General features: G+C 58.5%; 18 protein-coding genes. 7 read left to right on the plus strand and 11 right to left on the minus strand.

Going from position 1 to position 16,770, the window contains the following annotated elements:
* Positions 1–21: 21 nt before the first annotated feature.
* From ACO079_RS04390 to ACO079_RS04410, 5 genes are all read right to left on the minus strand, one after another.
* On the minus strand, positions 22–828 hold the full coding sequence (locus ACO079_RS04390; protein ID WP_421792093.1) for an alpha/beta fold hydrolase: 807 nt from the start codon (positions 826–828) through the stop codon (positions 22–24).
* Positions 829–833: 5 nt separating this feature from the next.
* Positions 834–1,073, minus strand: a complete 240-nt coding sequence (locus ACO079_RS04395) for an acyl carrier protein (RefSeq protein ID WP_421792094.1) — start codon at positions 1,071–1,073, stop codon at positions 834–836.
* A gap of 3 nt (positions 1,074–1,076) precedes the next feature.
* Entirely contained in the window at positions 1,077–2,042 is a 966-nt protein-coding gene (locus ACO079_RS04400) for a methionyl-tRNA formyltransferase (protein WP_421792095.1), read from the minus strand.
* Positions 2,043–2,046: 4 nt separating this feature from the next.
* A complete protein-coding gene (locus tag ACO079_RS04405; protein WP_421792096.1) occupies positions 2,047–3,618 on the minus strand; it encodes an amino acid adenylation domain-containing protein in 1,572 nt (523 codons plus the stop codon).
* Between the two features lie 107 nt (positions 3,619–3,725).
* Positions 3,726–5,039, minus strand: a complete 1,314-nt coding sequence (locus tag ACO079_RS04410; protein ID WP_421792097.1) for an MFS transporter — start codon at positions 5,037–5,039, stop codon at positions 3,726–3,728.
* Between the two features lie 104 nt (positions 5,040–5,143).
* On the opposite strand from ACO079_RS04410, the gene ACO079_RS04415 reads away from it, so the two are divergent.
* Positions 5,144–5,635, plus strand: coding sequence for a c-type cytochrome (locus ACO079_RS04415; RefSeq protein WP_421792098.1), 492 nt, complete (start codon positions 5,144–5,146; stop codon positions 5,633–5,635).
* Here the strand turns inward: ACO079_RS04415 and ACO079_RS04420 are convergent.
* On the minus strand, positions 5,632–6,318 hold the full coding sequence (locus tag ACO079_RS04420) for a hypothetical protein (RefSeq protein ID WP_421792099.1): 687 nt from the start codon (positions 6,316–6,318) through the stop codon (positions 5,632–5,634). The two genes, ACO079_RS04415 and ACO079_RS04420, sit on opposite strands and share 4 nt — an antisense overlap.
* A gap of 74 nt (positions 6,319–6,392) precedes the next feature.
* On the minus strand, positions 6,393–7,163 hold the full coding sequence (locus ACO079_RS04425; protein ID WP_421792100.1) for a class II aldolase/adducin family protein: 771 nt from the start codon (positions 7,161–7,163) through the stop codon (positions 6,393–6,395).
* Between the two features lie 147 nt (positions 7,164–7,310).
* Here ACO079_RS04425 and ACO079_RS04430 point away from each other — a divergent pair, with 147 nt between their 5' ends.
* The 4 genes from ACO079_RS04430 (at position 7,311) to ACO079_RS04445 (ending at position 10,133) form a co-directional block, all read left to right on the plus strand.
* Entirely contained in the window at positions 7,311–8,366 is a 1,056-nt protein-coding gene (locus tag ACO079_RS04430) for a DUF2336 domain-containing protein (RefSeq protein WP_421792101.1), read from the plus strand.
* Between the two features lie 28 nt (positions 8,367–8,394).
* Positions 8,395–9,180 carry an NAD kinase gene (locus tag ACO079_RS04435; RefSeq protein WP_421792102.1) on the plus strand — a complete coding sequence of 262 codons (786 nt, stop codon included), beginning with the start codon at positions 8,395–8,397 and terminating at the stop codon, positions 9,178–9,180.
* Between the two features lie 81 nt (positions 9,181–9,261).
* Entirely contained in the window at positions 9,262–9,600 is a 339-nt protein-coding gene (locus ACO079_RS04440; RefSeq protein WP_421792103.1) for a hypothetical protein, read from the plus strand.
* An 11-nt stretch (positions 9,601–9,611) separates the two neighbouring features.
* Positions 9,612–10,133: an Hpt domain-containing protein gene (locus tag ACO079_RS04445; protein ID WP_421792104.1), complete on the plus strand. Its 522-nt coding sequence runs from the start codon at positions 9,612–9,614 to the stop codon at positions 10,131–10,133.
* On the opposite strand, the gene ACO079_RS04450 is transcribed toward ACO079_RS04445, so the two are convergent.
* The 3 genes from ACO079_RS04450 to ACO079_RS04460 all read right to left on the minus strand — a co-directional run bounded on the left by ACO079_RS04450 (position 10,106) and on the right by ACO079_RS04460 (position 13,302).
* Complete coding sequence (locus ACO079_RS04450) at positions 10,106–11,254, minus strand: DUF2336 domain-containing protein (protein WP_421792105.1); 1,149 nt, start codon at positions 11,252–11,254, stop codon at positions 10,106–10,108. The two genes, ACO079_RS04445 and ACO079_RS04450, sit on opposite strands and share 28 nt — an antisense overlap.
* Positions 11,255–11,356: 102 nt before the next feature.
* Complete coding sequence (locus tag ACO079_RS04455) at positions 11,357–12,154, minus strand: hypothetical protein (RefSeq protein ID WP_421792106.1); 798 nt, start codon at positions 12,152–12,154, stop codon at positions 11,357–11,359.
* A gap of 53 nt (positions 12,155–12,207) precedes the next feature.
* Positions 12,208–13,302: an NAD(P)/FAD-dependent oxidoreductase gene (locus ACO079_RS04460; RefSeq protein ID WP_421792107.1), complete on the minus strand. Its 1,095-nt coding sequence runs from the start codon at positions 13,300–13,302 to the stop codon at positions 12,208–12,210.
* Between the two features lie 57 nt (positions 13,303–13,359).
* On the opposite strand from ACO079_RS04460, the gene ACO079_RS04465 reads away from it, so the two are divergent.
* Positions 13,360–13,755, plus strand: a complete 396-nt coding sequence (locus tag ACO079_RS04465; RefSeq protein WP_421792108.1) for a DUF6491 family protein — start codon at positions 13,360–13,362, stop codon at positions 13,753–13,755.
* On the opposite strand, the gene ACO079_RS04470 is transcribed toward ACO079_RS04465, so the two are convergent.
* Entirely contained in the window at positions 13,746–14,528 is a 783-nt protein-coding gene (locus ACO079_RS04470; RefSeq protein ID WP_421792109.1) for a M48 family metallopeptidase, read from the minus strand. The genes ACO079_RS04465 and ACO079_RS04470 overlap by 10 nt on opposite strands.
* A gap of 95 nt (positions 14,529–14,623) precedes the next feature.
* On the opposite strand from ACO079_RS04470, the gene ACO079_RS04475 reads away from it, so the two are divergent.
* The gene (locus tag ACO079_RS04475; protein WP_421792110.1) at positions 14,624–16,726 is read left to right on the plus strand and encodes an AsmA family protein; all 2,103 of its coding nucleotides are present in this window, start codon (positions 14,624–14,626) and stop codon (positions 16,724–16,726) included.
* Positions 16,727–16,770 lie beyond the last annotated feature (44 nt).

The following is a 16,770-nucleotide window of genomic DNA, read 5'->3' on the forward strand; positions in this document are numbered from 1 at the left end:
AGCCTTGCGTGCCGGTCCGGGTCAACTGCGCGTGTGCGCCAGCCGGTCTTCCAATAGGGCGATCATGAGCTCCGGCTCGGTCTTCGGGAACATATGCCCGCCTTCCGGCACAACGTGCTGGGACCAATCCGGACGGAGCTGTCTGACCTTTGGCATCAGGCCGGCAATCACCGCATTGGTGTCCGCCGCGTAGATGACTTCTGTCGGACAAGCGATGTCGGCAAACAGGCTGGTTGCATCAGCGGGGAAAACCGCTTCCCATTCATGGATTAAAGGCGGCAACGTCCAGGAAAAGGCGATCCGGTGATGTTCGCCCATGCCAGCCCAAACGTCTTCCCCTTCCCAGAAAGAGATGAAGACCTCTGCCGCCGTCAGCCAGTCGTCCCTGGCACCTGCTTCACAGATTTTTTTAAACGCGGCTTCCAGCTGGACTGCAAGCGATGCAGTTTCGCCCTCATGAAGCAGGTTGAACGGGTTGGGTTCGACCAGGATCAGTCGCGAGATTTTGTCGCCAAACCGTCCGGCGGCTTTAGCGGCCACCATGCCGCCAAAGGAATGCCCCACCAGCTCGATTGGCCCATCACCGTCAAAAACCGGCGCAATGGCATCCACATGATCGTCAAGCGTGACCTGACCATCGGACCAGGGGGATGTTTTCGCATACCCCATCAGATTGGGAGCCAAGCATTGGTAACGATCGGCGAAGGCCTTCATCACCGGTTTCCATTGCCGGGCACCACTTACGGAGGAATGAATGAGGACAAGGCGAGGCCCCTCGCCTTCTTCAAGATAGTCGAGCCGCCGGCCGTCCTGTTCGATCACCGGCATACGGTTTATTCCCGGCCGGTCCGCTCTTTGATGATGTCCATGAATTCACCAACATTTTCGAGCATGGAGATTTCAGTCGTGTTGAAGCGGATCTCGAACTTCGCTTCCGCCGCCATGATCAAGCCAACATGCGACAGGGAATCCCAGCCTTCTATGTCTTCTGCGGTCGTTTCACGCGAAATTTCAATGCTGTCATCGTTGAAGGTCTCGCGGAAGACTTCGAGCAGATCGGATTCAATAGACATGGCTCAATTCCCGTTATATTGGTCTGGTTGGCGCAGCACATCGCCGGTTTTGAGACCAATTTCAACCGGATTTAGCGCTTCGGCCTTCCGGACATCACTGTCGGCATAAATCTCCGGGATACTCAAACGTCCTCCCGCAACGGCGATTTCGATCCCGTCTACGTCGGCTTTCAGTACGCTGCCAGGCGGCTCTGAAATGGCTTCGGCGAGAAATTCAAAGCGCTCGGCAAACACGTCGCGCCTGTCCGCTGTGATCACGCGCGGGCGGTAATATCCATTAGCGAGTGGCGCAAACCATAGCGCACGCGACAAGGGCTCCAGCCGGTCTTCCGGCCACCACCAGGGCAAATCCCCGTTTTCGGGCCGGTCCTTGCCAGCAAAATAGCGCCGCTGACCGGAATCCTGCACCACGGGCGAGAACTCGCGCGACAATAATTGCGGCAGAACGATAGTTTTGAAGGATGACATCCCGCCCATAATGACCTTCATAATGGCGCGCACGACCGTGATATCCGGCTCGAAGGGAAAGCGTTCGACATGGATGATGTCACCCGTATCGATCCCCTCATCGACGAAATGCCAGGCGATGCCGTATTCCCGCTCACCATTCAGAATGGCCCAGGAAATCGGATTGAGCCCGGCATAATCCGGTAAGGGGCCATTATGAAAATTCACGGTTCCATATGTGGGCAGGTCAAGCATTTCACGCTTGAAGATCATATAGTTATTGGCACTGATGATGTAATCCGGCTTAAGCCCGCCGACGAATGCCAGCACCTCAGGTGTCGAGAGCCGGGTTGCGGCTTGATAAGGAAGCTCCAGCTTCGCCGCGAGAGCTTCCAGCGAAGATTGCGCGGTCTCGTGCCGCGGATCACCGACCAGACCGACAAGCGCCGCCGTGTCGTCGGCTTTCAGGATCCGCGCTGTATCAATGGCGGCTTTACCGCTGCCGATGATGATAAACCGCATCGGATCAGCCCTCGAGTTCTTCGCGCTTGGCCAGCGCTTTGTAATCCACCTTGCCATTGGCGTTGAGCGGTAGCTCATCCAGGAAGATCAACCGATCTGGGATCATGTAATCGGCCAGCTTTTCACGGCAGTAATCAAGGATGATCTTCTCGTCTGTCACCGGCGCAGCGGACCGGATGAAGGCCACACAACCCATCGCATTGCCACCCTCAATCACCGGCCAGGGCAGAACCGCAACATCCGTCGTTTCGCTGACGGCGCGCACCGTGCTTTCAATCTCGCCAAGTTCGACACGGAAGCCCCGGATTTTTGTTTGATTGTCCGCCCGGCCCGCAAAAATGAAGCCTTTTTCTTGTGTGTAACGGCCCAAATCCCCGGTTTTATACCAGGTCACCCCATCGCGTTCGAAGAAGCGCTTGGCGTTAAGCTCGGGATCCTGCCAGTAGCCATCAAACACCTGATTGCCGGTAAAGCAGATCTCGCCGACCTCGTCGCCGCCGACCGGCGCATTGGTCTCGTGATTGAACAGCCCCATCTTATTGCCGGAGAAAGGTTCGCCCAACGAGACGACTTCATGCGGATCAAAATCTTCGGCGGCAAATTTACGACCGCACAGCGAAATCGTGCCCTCTGTCGGGCCATAGATGTTCCAGACCGGCGCGTTGGGCGCAGCCGAATACCAATCAGACGCCACAGAAGCGACCAGCGGTTCGCCCGCGAAAATCGTCGAGCGCAGGCTGGGCATGCTGCCTGGCGATAAAAGTTTGTTCTCTGCCAATAGCCGCGCCGTTGACGGCACAGAAAACCACTGCGTGATTTCCTGTTCTTCCACAAAGCGCGAGGACATCAGGGCGCTGTTTTCCGGGATGGAGATCATGGCCGCGCCATTCGTCCAGGCGGTGAACATGTCATGGATGGAGACGTCAAAGGTCACATCGCTGATCTGGATCACCCGGTCATCCGGCTCGGTCGGGCAAATGACCGAAGCGATATTATCCAGATAGGCGCGCAAATGCGCATGCGTGATCGGCACACCCTTCGGCAGGCCCGTGCTGCCAGAGGTGAAGATCACATACATCAAATCGGTTTCCGGCGCGTCCAGATCAGGATCCAGCGCATCGGCAGAGGCGGAAAGGTCTGCCGCGCCGATCACCGGCAAGCTGACGCCGTCAATCGGCCCGTCGCGATCCGGTGTCACGATAAACTCAAGATCAGGCAGATCGGCAACGATCTCAGCGAGGCCGGCGGCACAGGATTGTTCCACAACCAGCGCCTTGGCACCGGCGGCTTTCAGGATCAGCCGGTTCCGGCTATCGGGAAAACGGGGGTTTAAGGTCACGTAGGTCGCCCCAGACGCCATCACGCCCAGAATCGATGCGTAAAGCGTGGGTGTGCGCTTGCCGAGCACAGCCACCCGCATGCCCCGGCCAAGGCCTTGCGCGCGTAATTTGGTGCCGATGAGCGCAGCCCGGTCCCGGAACTCACCATAACTCAGGGTTTTCGCCCGCGCCCAGACCGCCAACCGGTCCGAATGCGCCTCGGCCATGTCAAATACAGACCGCGTAATATTGCTCACAAGACCCCCCGCAAAACTTGCCTGTCTTCGCTTTGATTTACTCGCAATCTGCCAGACAAAAAGCAAGCACCGCGCCGCGCTCATTGTCAGCAACCGGTGCGGCAGAGTTAGCGCGCTTGAACCTCATCAAGCCCGCGCGAGAAGAGTGTTGCCAGGAGCGCCATACCGGCCATCAGAGCCAGAACCAGCACCGGCCCGGCCAGCGCTGCGATTAAGCTGAATAGAGCCCCCGCGATCAAAACCAGGCCGACAATCGTGTTGGACAAGGCTGTGTAGGCGGCGCGGGTGTCTTCTGTGGCCATGTCGGTCAGATGCGTTGACCGCCCAAGCCGGACGCCTTGATAAGCAATCATGACGAGGAAAATCATGGCCGGCAGGGCAAAGAGCGGGTGCAGCCATCCGGCCAACGCCAGAGCGGCGCTTGCCACCAATCCGCCCGCACCCGCCAAGCCTGCTATCATCAACACTTTCCGGCTCGACCGGTCTGACAGCCATCCCCAGACATAGCTGCTGACAAGCGCTGCAGAGGCCGAGGCCAGGACAAGCGCACCCAGCGGCAATGCCCCGGTGGCCGAAGCCGCCGCCACCATGAAAGGCGGGGCCAAAGCTGTGGAGGTCAACAATGAGCGAACCAGGATAAACCGGCGCAGCTGGGCATCCTCTTTGAGGTAACCCATATTCTCGATCGCGGCCGAGAACGCTGCTTTTCCGCCGTCTGTTGCTCCGGAATGTTCCCTCAGTGTGATGAAATCACACGAAGCGGCCAGCCAGGCGAGTGCCGCCAAAAACAGCGCGCCGGTCACCAACGAAACGCGTTCGACCACGCCGGTCATAAGAGCCAGCGCAAACACAATCACCGTGACGGACGCGATAGTGCCCGCCAACCCGGTCGCCCGGCCCCGTCGTGTTTTGTCGACCGTCTTGCCGAGCACGTCCTTATAGCAAACCGAACAGACGCTGCGCGCCAGGGCGAGAACCGTCAAAGCAAGGAGGATCAAGGCTCCAGCCAGCGCGCCCTCCAGAAATACGGCGATCAACCCGATCGACAGAGCGGCCAGCGCCTGGAGCGCAGCTCCTGCCGCCCAGGCCCATTTGCGCTGTGGCAAGCGACGCAGAGCGCCTGCGGTAAATAATTGCGGTAAAAGCGCGCCAGCCTCGCGGATCGGCACCAGAAACCCGACAAGGGCAGCGGGTGCGCCCAGCTGCAGGATTAGCCAGCTCAACACCAGTTTCGGATCAATCAATCCGTCGGCGCTCTTCGACAAGGACAGCGCGCCCACATGGCGGAAGAAATTCCCGGCTTCCTCGCGACAAGCGCTGTCAGGAATATCCCGGCAGGTCCGCCCCTCATCGTCGATCGCGATCGCCTGAAAGGCAGGGGCCAGCCAACTACGGGATGCTTTTTCTGTGCCATCGGCCATGTCCGCACAGCTAGAGCAGACAACCTGCCTTACAAGACGTTAGAGATGATTGCCGCCGGGCCGAAACCGGCCTAAGTCGAGATCAACAGGTATTGGAGCTGGATATGAAACTGTCTTCCTTGATCGCCCTGGCCGCAACTGCAGTGTTTCTGACAGCCTGTGGCGGAGGCGGTGACACCGGCGAGGATGGCGTGATTTCGCACAATGGCGAGGACACCAGCCCGCCCGCCATTCCGACGGTTGATCTCTCCGCCCTGCCCGCTCCTTACAATGCTGCAGACTATGACACCGGCCGGCGCATGTTCCGCCGATGCGCTTCCTGTCACACCGTCACACCGGACGGTGGAAATCGGGTCGGCCCCAACCTTTATGGCATGTTCGGCCAAGTGGTCGGTACCCAGGATGGATTTGACTATTCCACGGCACTCGAAGAGGCCGATTTCATCTGGACGCCGGAGCAACTCGACGCCTGGCTGGCAAACCCGCGCGAGTTCCTGCCGGGCAACCGTATGTCATTTGTAGGCCTTCGCGACGAAGAGGACCGCGTGAACGTGATCGCCTATCTGATGCACGAAACCGGGTATTCGGCAGACTAGAAGCGGCGCCACCAGCTGACAATTACACCGGATTCGTCGATTGAGTTACGGCCATCAATCGTCGTGAACGCCCCGAACATCAACGTGCCATTGCCGATCGCCCGCCCCGCCGAGACCTGCAGCTTATGCTGACGGAACGCCCGGTGACTGCGTTGGCGGTCCGCTTCGCCTTGCGTGTAGAAGGATTGTGCGAGCAGCTGATAGCGCTCTGCCCATCGCCATCCCAGAGTCGCATCCAGCCGGTATTCCTCAGGATAGCCCTCGGCCCTCCAGGTATAACCGGCTTGCAGGTCTGCAAAACCGTTAGTGCCTAAAGACCGGCCGATAAGCAGGCGGGCTTCGGCTCCATTTGCGCCATCACCCAGGGGGCGATCCGCAATATTCTCGCCGCCCCCGGGGATAACCGCCGCCAACTGCGCCGATACAACAATTCTTCCCGATTGCCACAATCTCGCTTGAAGTCCTGCCCGGCTAGCGGAAAGGCCTTCGGCGGTGTCGGTGATGCCATTATTGTCCTGGCTCACGCGTTGGCTGGCCAGCTGAAGGATCAGAGTCAGGCGGTCGCTCAAACCGTATTCGGCATAGATCGAGGTTTCAAACTTGGAAAAAGAAAGGCCGGGGATTGTCTCCCCGGCCGCACCCAGCCCCGCTTCAGCCTGCGAGATTAACAGGCCTGAAATCATGATGCCTTGGCCTTTTTCCTGAACCCAGGCTCCAGCATGCACTGCCGGAGTCCAGATCAGCGCTGCGGCGAGGCTTACTGATCGTATCCCGGCGATTCCCGATCGACGCGGGTGCGCAGCGCATGCCAGGCGATTTCGGCAAACAGCTCGTTGTTTACCCCCTCGTTCGCCTGCGAAAACACCAGGTCCTGTTTTTCCTGATCCCATTCGATCAATTCCGAGCCACCCGATTGGGCCATGATCTGCATGTTACACGCCCGTTCGAGATTGAAAATCCTCAAGTAAGCCTGAAACGGATTTGCACCTACAGATAGTGTTCCATGATTGCGCAGAATCATCAGGTGTTTTTCCCCCAGATCCGCGACAAGGCGCGCCTTCTCGTCTTCGATCAGCGCGATGCCTTCATAATCATGATAGCTGACATCATTGAGGATGGTCATAGCCGTTTGGGAAATCGGCAGAAGGCCCCGCTTCTGCGCCGAAACGGCGACGCCCTGATCCGTATGCAGATGCAGCGCGACTTTCACATCCGGACGGGCCGCATGAATGGCCGAGTGGATCGTAAAACCCGCTGGATTGATTCCATACATGGACGGCGGGAGGACATTCCCGTCCAGATCTACTTTCACAAGATTGGATGCCGTAACATCCTCGTAAAGCAGGCCGAACGGATTGAGCAGGAAATGCTCGTCCGGACCCGGGACACGCATGGAAATGTGAGTGAAAAACAAATCATCCCAGCCGTGCATTCGCACCAGCCGGTAGAGCGCAGCCAGATCACAGCGGGCTTTCCACTCGTCTTCACTCACCTGTTCTTTGACGCTTGGCGGTTTTTGATCGTCCATAAAGGCCTCCAGATTTGATCCTAAAATTGAACGCTGTGCGGATGGCGTCAATGACCTACCTTTAGATGTGCCTTAACGAGCGCGTAACCATGTCTGTCATCGTGTGCAGACTCACGGTAATTTCGTTGACGGAAAACAGGCAGGCCAATGAGCGATATCGCTTCCGCCTTAACACAGATGGCGCGCATCAAGACGCCGGAAAGCCGCGCGGCTTTGGCCTTGGGCGTGACCGATATCTGCACGGCCAAACCCTTGTCCAATCGCGTGGAGCCGATTGCCAATGACCTGCTGCTCTCCCTTGCCCATAAGGTTGAGGAGCAAGTCCGCGTTCAGATGGCCAACAAGCTCGCCGGATGTAACTGGGCTCCGCGCGGCATAATCCGCTTTCTGGCATTTGATGCACCGAGCGTCGCGGAGTCGATTATTGCGCAAAGCCAGGTCCTGGAGGCCGAGGATTTGGTCGAACTGGCCGAAACCGGCAGCGAAAAGCACCGCATAATGATCGCAGAACGCCTCCATATCGGGATCGCTGTCAGCGATGCGGCTGCGTTCAAATCTGAAATCCGCGTTCTTCGCAGTCTGGCGCAAAACCACACTGCGCGGCTCTCGGAACGTACGCTCGACAAGTGCTTCAACGCGGCTGACGAAGATGACGAGATCGCGCACGATCTGCTCGAGCGCGATGACGCGCCGCCCAGCCTGATTGATACGCTGACCAGGAAGATCTCCGGCGCGGTCCGCGATCAGGTGGAAAAACATTTCGATCTCAAGCCGGGTGCCTTGGCGGAAACAGTAATTGAAACCACGACCCTGCAGCCAGCAGAAGATGAGGAAGAAGAAATCAGAAAACTGGTCGAGCAAATGTCGGCCATGGGCGAACTGGACGGAACGCTCGTCGTGCGCGCGCTAACTGACGGGAAAATCCTCTTCTTCGATTACGCCCTTGCCGATCTTTGCGGCCTGCCCGTGGAAAACTGGCGCGCAGCACTCGGGGCCTCCAGCATGCGGGCTACGGCACTGGCTTGCCGGGCGGCACGTATCGATAAATCACTCTTCCCGTCCGTTGTCCGTGGCATGCAAAAAGCCGGGCGAATCCAGGACGATCTGCCATCTGATGCGATGATGAGCGCTGCGAACATCTTCCAGAAGTTTACGCCGGGCAGCGCCTATGATGCCTTGCGCCGCCTTGCGCTAAGCGTTTGAATAATCCGGACCGTTTCAGGAGCCCGGAGTGAACGCTACCGCCTTGCCAGAAAAACCTGCTCTCGCCTTTCTGGCGAGTGACCGCCCCGAAGCACAAGAGGCCCGGACGCGCCTTGTGGCTCAGTATCGCCAGGTCACGGTGGACAAGGCGGATGTCATCATCGCACTCGGCGGCGATGGAATGATGCTCGAAGCCTTGCACGCTTCCATGGCCACCGGGGCGCCTGTCTATGGTGTCAATTATGGCTCGGTTGGTTTCCTGATGAACAGCCCGGCAGAAGATGATTTGATTGGTCATCTGCGACGTGCTGAACGCACATCAATCCATCCACTCAGAGCGGTCATGACAGATGAGGCCGGACACACGGCCACCCTTCTGGCTATCAATGAAGTCTCACTCTTGAGGGAAACCCGGCAGACCGCAAAAATCCGGATTTCAGTCGATGGCCGTGTTCGCCTCGACGAGCTGGCAGCAGATGGTGTCATGGTCGCCACGCCAGCAGGTTCAACCGCCTATAATGCCTCGGCTCATGGACCCATTTTGCCGCTCGGATCCCGCGCTCTTGCGTTGACCCCGATCAGTGCCTTCCGGCCCCGCCGATGGCGGGGTGCCTTGTTAAGCCATGACAGCACGGTCCGGTTTGATGTGCTCGAGCCGGCCCACCGCCCGGTCGCCGCTGTGGCCGATAATCAGGAATTCCGGGATGTAGTGTCCGTCGACATCAGCGAAGCCACCGACGTCACCCTGACCATGCTATTCGATGAAGGCCGCGCTTTGGGCGAACGCATCCTGATTGAACAGTTCCAGACCTGATCCCGCTTAGTCAGGCGTTAAACATACTCTGATAGCCATTATCCCAATCCGCATAATAAGCGCGGGATAGGGATGGTGATTATGGATAACGCGTCGAATGGATTGGGTATGACGGTGCTGATTTACAGCCGCTCGCGGCCTTTGCAACAAGCGCTACAGGCCATGCTTGGCGCGCTGGGATGCCCGGCCACCCCGACGGCTGGCACAGCCGAGGAGGCCAGCAATGTCTTCGCGGCTCAGGCCGTCGATGCCATTATTCTGGGACGCGATAGTGACGCCGCCGATCTGGCCGACACTTCACTTCCGATTGTTGACTTTACGCGCCCCTGCCGGATCAGCGAGCTAAAGTCTGCGCTCATTTCGGTCCACGCAACGCCGGCTGCTTCGCAATCAGCACTTGCCACCCAAGCCCACGCATAGGGAATTCTGACATGGTCAAGAAAGAACAACCGATTGAAATGATCACGCCGCCGAACATGCTACGCGTGAAGGTCGGCGGCCGCATCGGTCCAATTGATGAAAAGGCGATCGAACGCGCCGAAGCCGCGCTCGACGACATGAAAGAAGTTTTTTCCAACTGGCTGGAAAATGAGGTCGAAAAACTCGAAGACGCGGCTACTCATGTGGCGCGCGACGGGATCAACAGCCCGGCTGGTGAGACTTTGTTTGCACGGGCACACGATCTGCGCGGTATGGGCACGACCTACAATTTTCCGATTGTCACCCGCATGGCCGGATCACTCTCAAAATTGATTGAGACCGAAGAAAAGCGTGCCATTGCCCCCACCAAGCTGGCTTTGGCGCATACGCACGCCATCCGCGCGGCCCTTCGTCAGGGCGTGAGGGATGATCAAAATCCTGTTGGCAAAGCGCTGGCAGAGGAGCTTGAAAGCCAGGTTCTGGATCTAGTGGCAGAGTTTGAAGATCAGCCGGCGATGCGGGCTGCAGGCTGATCGTCTGCTTCATCCTGATCGAGGCGCGACAGGATATATTCCAGATCTTCTTCGGGAACGCCCTGAAACTTTGTCAGCGAGCGCTCAACAAGGCGGCGTCTGAACAGGATGCGCCCCTCTTCGCCCGGCCCCATTTCGATTGAGTGAACCGTATCAATAGCGGCACGAATGGCTGGCAGCAGTCTCTGCGGCAATCCTGTGCGCTCAAACACGGCCTTCAGCCCCAACGGGCCGGCATCATGGATCAATAGCCAGGCTTTGGAATGGGGAACACCAGCAAGCCGGGCAATGGCGTGCTCGAAGAACGCAATATGCCCGCGCAGCAGGCCGCGCAAAATAATGGATGGCGTCAGGCGTCCTGACGACTGCAATTGTTCGACAAAGCGGTCCATGTCCGGGGCAACGCCGGCTTGATCCACCAGATCAACGGTTGCCCGCTCTCGCGCGCCCTCGGCCAGATCAACAGCGATTTGCGGCGGCAGGGCGTGCTTCCTGACAAGGCGTTGCAACGCATCATCGCTGACGCGGGCAATAATTTTCTCGGTAATTTCAATAGGCAGGATGGAACGCGATACGAAGGAATCCATCACCGTTTTGGATTCACCAAAGCGGCTGATAGAGCGCTCGTAAGCCTCATCATCGAATTCCGCGCCGTCATTTGCCGCCACAATCCCCATCGCGGTTTCATCCGCATGATCGATCAGCGACATGACAACCGGCTTCGAAACGGTCTCGCGCGCCGCAACCGCCGCCAATTTCGCGCCAGGCTCGGATCTGACGATCTCGATCAATTCGGCATCGGTGAAGACCGGACTGCCGGCAATCACAGGCACGGCGATGGAATCGATATCCTTCGCCAGCTTAAGTGCGACATCCTTGGGCAGGTGCGGAGATTGACGCAGGGTGACGGCCAGCGCGCGGCGCACCAGCGTCGCAGCATCTTGAGCGATCATATTGATGATCGCATCGGCGGCCTGGCGCTCTTCCGCCGACAATTCCGGCGAATCAATGCGTTGGCAAATCTTGCGGGCCGCGAGCGCGCGATCTTCGGCATTCTCGCCTTTTACAAGGCGCCGGATATCTTCGTCAGTAAGGCGCGAACGCATCGCCACGATGCTCATGAGCTTCGTCCTGCAGCTTGCCAAATCACCCCATGCGATTCGGCCTCAAGGTAGAGGGTCCGACTCTCGTGTTAACGAAACCTTAGATTCGCGTGCCGGGGATTAACTTTCGTTCCGGTCTCGGCTGCCGGGTGCTTCCAGAGACGCCAGAATCGCAACGACTTCAGGCGACAGCGTCCCATCGCCGGTAATTCCCAGCCCGCGCGTAAAGAAGGCTTGCGCTTGCGCAGACACCGGCCGGTTGAATTCCAGCCGCGAGGGCGGCGACGGCGCATCTGGCACCGTATGTGGCGCTGACACCGGTGTTTCCCGGGTCAGCCCTGCCAATACTTCCTGTGCCGAGCGGGCGCGTCCGGCATCGAAAAACACATTGCGGTTCGCTGCTGCGGCTGCCGGGAACAGCTCGCTGGCGCGCATTCCCGGCGTTTCGGACGCCGTGTTGATCAATTGCGAGGCGCCACTCGCTCCGAGGAAATGTGCGGCATACAGCTCACCGGACGTCGGCTGACGTCCGATTCGCGATTGCAGGATGGACGCGTTTTCCGCCGCCAGCTCACCCGCCATTCGCGCCGCCAGCCCTGCGTTAAAACGAAGATCAAGAATGCGCTGTCGTTCAGCTGGGTCGGCAACAGTATAGCGGCCCTGAGCATTCTGTTCGATCTGAGAAGCCTCCATCGCCATCCCGTGTTGGGCACCATGACGGTTGACCATGGCCAGCCAGGTTTGATCGAGAAACTGGTACATGCCCGCAGCTGATGACGTCGTCGCACGGGCATTGGCGTCAAAATTCGATTCCCGTGCGGCGGTCCGCACCATGAAGTCAAAATCCGCACCGGTTTCCTGTGATGCCCTGGCAATCAGGGCATGTGTTGAATCGCCCGCAGGTGAAATCGTGCTCATAACCAGCCTCAACTTAGCTGAGCGCAGTCTTCAAAGCGTCGGCTAATGCCGCGTTAATGCGGTTCAAACCGACTTGGAGACAAGGCCGACATCCCGCTCGCGCCGGTCAGAATCATATCCGCCATCGATTCCGCCACCGCCGGTGCCAGCAAAACGCCATTGCGATAGAGCCCTGTCGCAAGAAAGACTCCACCGGTCTGGCCCGCGCCAAATATAGGAAGCCCATCGCGCGTTCCCGGCCGGATACCGCACCAGCGTTCCAGCTCGGTTTGCTCTTTCAAACCGGGAAGCAACAGGTTGGCGCGGTCCCGAAGCGCGGCAATAGCGGCCGGATCCACTTGGTCGTCGCATACCCCGGTTTCGCTGGTCGCGCCGATCACAACGCGGCCGCCTGGCTTCTGGGAGAGATAGACATCTATCGCACGCACACAGGCCGGCAGGTTCAGATGTGTAGCTTCAACCGACAACATCTGGCCTTTGACAGGAATAAGCTGAGACAGGGCCGGCTCAAATCCAGCAAGCTGCGCAGCTTCATGCCCTGTTGCGAGGATGACCGCATCCGCTTCAAACGCACCTCGGGCGTGTTGAACAACAACGCCGCCATTGATGTCGACCCCTATTACCGGCGTATTTTCATACACCTGACCACCAAACTGCCGGACGGCATCGGCCAACACCGGGCCGAGCCTCCGATTATCCAGTTCGCCATCCTGATTGAAGATCAGAGCGGTTTCAGCATTCAGTCCCGCAGTTTCCGGCTTGGCCGATTGAGTCCTGAAGCCGTGTGCCTTCGCATAGGCGGCAAGACCGTCCAGCCAGCCCTGCTCTACCGATGTTAAAGCCGATGCCAACACGCCGCTCGCACGGAAACCGATCCGGTCAGGCCCCAGCTCCTGCGCCCATTGATGCCAGAGCGACATGCTGCGTCTTGAAAGCTCGGCAAGATCAGGCGGCGCATTATGCGCTGCGCATTCAAATCCGCCTGCCAGCATGCCGCCGGACGCCCAGAGCGCGCCGCGCCCCACCTGTCCGGCCTCGAAAAGACTTACCGCCGCGCCCCTTTGCAGAAGGACGTAAGCACAGGCCAATCCGGCGATTCCACCGCCGGCAATCGCAACCTTCATACGTGGATTTAACTTGAAACTCATGCGGCACAGTCCCATCATTCCGTCAGCGGGGACATAACTCGTAGCAAGGAGTACGAGATGAGAACCTTGATTCTGGCGTCAATCGCCGCGTCAGCCTTTGCGGTAGCACCTGCCGGGGCGATGGGTGAAGAAGAAGACTCACCCCGCTGCCTGCGAATGACCAATATCAACAGCTACAGCGTCATTGATCGCGAACATGTGGTGTTCCGCGGCGGGGCCAGCCGGCACTATCTGGCGACAATGCGGCATCGCTGCCCGGACCTGAATTTTGGCATTCAGATCGCCACCTCATTCGGCAGCAATGCTACAATCTGTCATCCGGTTGTGGAATTCATTACGCCGCAGAACGGGTTTCGATGCGCCATCGACACGATCGAGCAAGTCGACAGCATGGATGAAGCACGCGCCTTGATCGCCGAACGGGCGGAAGCGGAAGCCGAAAGTCAGGAATAACCGCGCGAGGCGATATGCTCGCGCATGGCCGCAATCCGCGTATCGTCGGATGGGTGTGTCGACATGAATTCCGCAGACGATCCGCGGTGCAGCGACGACATGGCCACCCAGAAATCCAGTGCATGGTGAGGCTCATAACCTGACGCCACCATGTAATCGACGCCCAGACGGTCGGCTTCCAGCTCGTGTTGACGCGAATACGGCAAGATCACGCCATAAGTGACCCCGGCCCCGAGTGCCGCAGCCATATTGTCATCGAAGTTTACACCTTGCGACTGGAGCAGAGCGCCGGCGAGCTGCATTCCGATCTGGCTGGCTTGTTGCTGGCTGGCGCGCTCGCCCGCATGCCGCCCGGCGACATGGCCCATCTCATGGCCCATCACGGTCGCGACATGCCCGTCTTCTTCCATGATATCGAGAATGCCGCGATAAAAGGCGACCTTCCCGTTTGGCAAGACCCAGGCATTGACCTGATCGGAATCGATCACCACGAATTCCCAATCGAGATGCGACATACCGGAGCGGGCAACCATGTTGGAGCCGACGCGTTGCAGACGGCGATTATAGCCCGGGTCGCGCAGCACCCGTTCACGGGAAATGGCCTGGGTCCAAGCCTGCTGGGACAAATACATGATCTGATTATCGGACACGAGCTGCAGCTGGCTGCGGCCCAGCGCATCATTTTGTGCGCATCCTGCGACCGGAAGAATGCTTCCCGCCGCCAACCCAAGAACGATGTCGCGGCGATTCATCGGAAATTTCTTCATTGTCATAACTCGCCCCCTGAACGGCCATAATTGTTTGCGCTATACTAGCCACAAAATCCCGGCATGAAACCGGATACGCGCCAAAAAAATCGGAGACCTTTATGATTCGCCGCCTTCTGACCGTTGTGATCGGTCTCGTTCTGATCCTGATAATCGCTGCGATCCTGATCCCGATTTTGCTGCCGGAATCCTTCTATCGTGACCGCGCGCAAATCGCCGCAAGCGAGGCCTTGGGACGCGAAGTGACCTTGGCAGGTGAAGTACGACTGACCATCATCCCGAACGTCCAGATTACCGCCACGGATGTGTCCATTGCCAATGCCGAGGGCTTTGGTGACGCAGCTTTCGCGGACATGGCGGAAATGCGCGTCGGCGTTCAACTCTGGCCGTTGCTCTCGCGAAACGTGATCATTGACGAGTTTGTACTTGTGGACCCGGCGATACGTCTCCAACAACAGGGCAACCGCAATAACTGGACATTGGGCAGCCCGGCTCAATCCGCCGATGCCTCACCTGCATCCAGTGAGGGGTTTGTTCGTCGTCCCGGCGCCCTGCCCTTTGAAGCATCGCTGGGTGATATCCGGATCCGGAACGGATTCATCAGCTATGAAAGCGGGGCCACACGCCGGGAAATTCGGGGGCTGGATCTGAATATACAGATGCCCGGGCTTGATGAAGCGCTCGATCTGGACGGATCGCTTGCTGCTGATGGTGAAGCCATGACCCTGACGGCGCATCTCGGGTCTCTGCGCGGCTTTTTTGAAGGCGATCAAGTGGCGGCTCGTCTGACACTGGGAGGTGATCTGATTGATCTCAGCTTTGATGGCGATGTCCTGGAAGGTGAAAGCATCAGCTATGCCGGTTCGGCAGATATCAATATCCCCTCCATTCGCCAGCTTGCTGCTTTTGCCGGCTCGCCCCTGCCGCCTGGCGAAGGGCTTGAAGGATTTACCTTGAACGGTCCGGTTTCCGGCGACCTTGGCAGCATCCGGGTGGGAACAACGGAAACACCGGCACGCTTGCGCCTTGACCAGACATCGGGCACCGGCAGGATCGGCGCCGATTTCAGCGGCACCAAACCGGTTCTGTCCGGCACGTTAAACCTGCCGCGATTAAACGTAACGCCCTACATCCCGGTCGCCCCGGCAACGACGGCCCGCACCGGCGGCGTGTCGCCCTGGTCTGAAGACCGCATCGACCTCTCCGCGCTGGATATGCTGGATGCCAATCTGAATCTGAGCGTGGGAGAGCTGGAAATCCAGGATGTCGAAATCGCGGATGCCGTCCTGAATGTCGAGTTGGTGAATTCGCGCCTGGAAGCCAATCTATCGCAAATATCATTGTACGAAGGTGGTGGCAGTGCGCTTTTCGTCGCCAATGGCCGGGGGGCAACACCGTCTTTCCGCATACGATCGGACATGGAGTCGATTGCGGCCTTGCCCCTGTTGCAGGCAGCAGTCGGATTTGATCGGCTGTCGGGAATTGGGCTGGTGAATATTGATGTCCTGATGTCGGGAAACAATCAGGCTGAATTGATGCGCAGCATGGATGGGAATGGCCGCTTCGGCTTTGATAATGGCGCCATTCGAGGCGTGAATCTGGCGCAAGCCATTCGCGGCATTGAGACCGCTTTGACGACACGCCGCCTGCCCGAAGGCTTTGGCGAAAACGAGGAAACAGACTTCTCAACATTGGCGGGCAGCTTCACGATTCAGGATGGCGTTGCCACCAATAATGATCTGCTGATGCTCTCGCCGCTATTGCGGGTCGAGGGGCTCGGGACAATCGATATCGGCCAGCAGCGCCAATCCTATCGCCTGCGTCCGCGTGCTGTGGCCAGCATCCAGGGTCAGGGCGGTGACCGGGACCTGCGCGGCATTGTCGTGCCCATCGTGATTGGCGGCACATTTGACCAGCCCACCGTCGGCATCGATTTCAGCACCTTGCAGCAAAATCTGGTGCAGGGCGTGGTTCAGGGCATTGCCGGCGGGCAAAGCCCGGAAGACGCCATCCGCAACGCGATTGGTGATGTGCTGGGCATTGGCGGCAATTCCGGCACATCAGATCAAGGCGGAGAAGAAACCCAGGAACCTGAAGACCCGGCGGAACGCCTGCTACGCGGGCTGTTTGGAAATCGCGGGAACTCCGGTCAGAACACTGGAAACGAAGAGGGCGATGAGCCGGACGGCAATAATCCGCAATAAACGCAGATTTGTTGCCGCAGGTTCACCTTGATCGTAACAAGATA

Source organism: Hyphobacterium sp., from assembly GCF_965228115.1.
Taxonomy (GTDB): domain Bacteria; phylum Pseudomonadota; class Alphaproteobacteria; order Caulobacterales; family Maricaulaceae; genus Hyphobacterium.

Coding starts and splice junctions, on each gene's coding strand:
- ACO079_RS04390 (WP_421792093.1), bottom strand. CDS start 828: ATGCCGGTGATCGAACAGGACGGCCGGCGGCTCGACTATCTTGAAGAA.
- ACO079_RS04395 (WP_421792094.1), bottom strand. CDS start 1,073: ATGTCTATTGAATCCGATCTGCTCGAAGTCTTCCGCGAGACCTTCAAC.
- ACO079_RS04400 (WP_421792095.1), bottom strand. CDS start 2,042: ATGCGGTTTATCATCATCGGCAGCGGTAAAGCCGCCATTGATACAGCG.
- ACO079_RS04410 (WP_421792097.1), bottom strand. CDS start 5,039: ATGGCCGATGGCACAGAAAAAGCATCCCGTAGTTGGCTGGCCCCTGCC.
- ACO079_RS04415 (WP_421792098.1), top strand. CDS start 5,144: ATGAAACTGTCTTCCTTGATCGCCCTGGCCGCAACTGCAGTGTTTCTG.
- ACO079_RS04420 (WP_421792099.1), bottom strand. CDS start 6,318: ATGATTTCAGGCCTGTTAATCTCGCAGGCTGAAGCGGGGCTGGGTGCG.
- ACO079_RS04425 (WP_421792100.1), bottom strand. CDS start 7,163: ATGGACGATCAAAAACCGCCAAGCGTCAAAGAACAGGTGAGTGAAGAC.
- ACO079_RS04430 (WP_421792101.1), top strand. CDS start 7,311: ATGAGCGATATCGCTTCCGCCTTAACACAGATGGCGCGCATCAAGACG.
- ACO079_RS04440 (WP_421792103.1), top strand. CDS start 9,262: ATGGATAACGCGTCGAATGGATTGGGTATGACGGTGCTGATTTACAGC.
- ACO079_RS04445 (WP_421792104.1), top strand. CDS start 9,612: ATGGTCAAGAAAGAACAACCGATTGAAATGATCACGCCGCCGAACATG.
- ACO079_RS04450 (WP_421792105.1), bottom strand. CDS start 11,254: ATGAGCATCGTGGCGATGCGTTCGCGCCTTACTGACGAAGATATCCGG.
- ACO079_RS04455 (WP_421792106.1), bottom strand. CDS start 12,154: ATGAGCACGATTTCACCTGCGGGCGATTCAACACATGCCCTGATTGCC.
- ACO079_RS04460 (WP_421792107.1), bottom strand. CDS start 13,302: ATGAGTTTCAAGTTAAATCCACGTATGAAGGTTGCGATTGCCGGCGGT.
- ACO079_RS04465 (WP_421792108.1), top strand. CDS start 13,360: ATGAGAACCTTGATTCTGGCGTCAATCGCCGCGTCAGCCTTTGCGGTA.
- ACO079_RS04470 (WP_421792109.1), bottom strand. CDS start 14,528: ATGACAATGAAGAAATTTCCGATGAATCGCCGCGACATCGTTCTTGGG.
- ACO079_RS04475 (WP_421792110.1), top strand. CDS start 14,624: ATGATTCGCCGCCTTCTGACCGTTGTGATCGGTCTCGTTCTGATCCTG.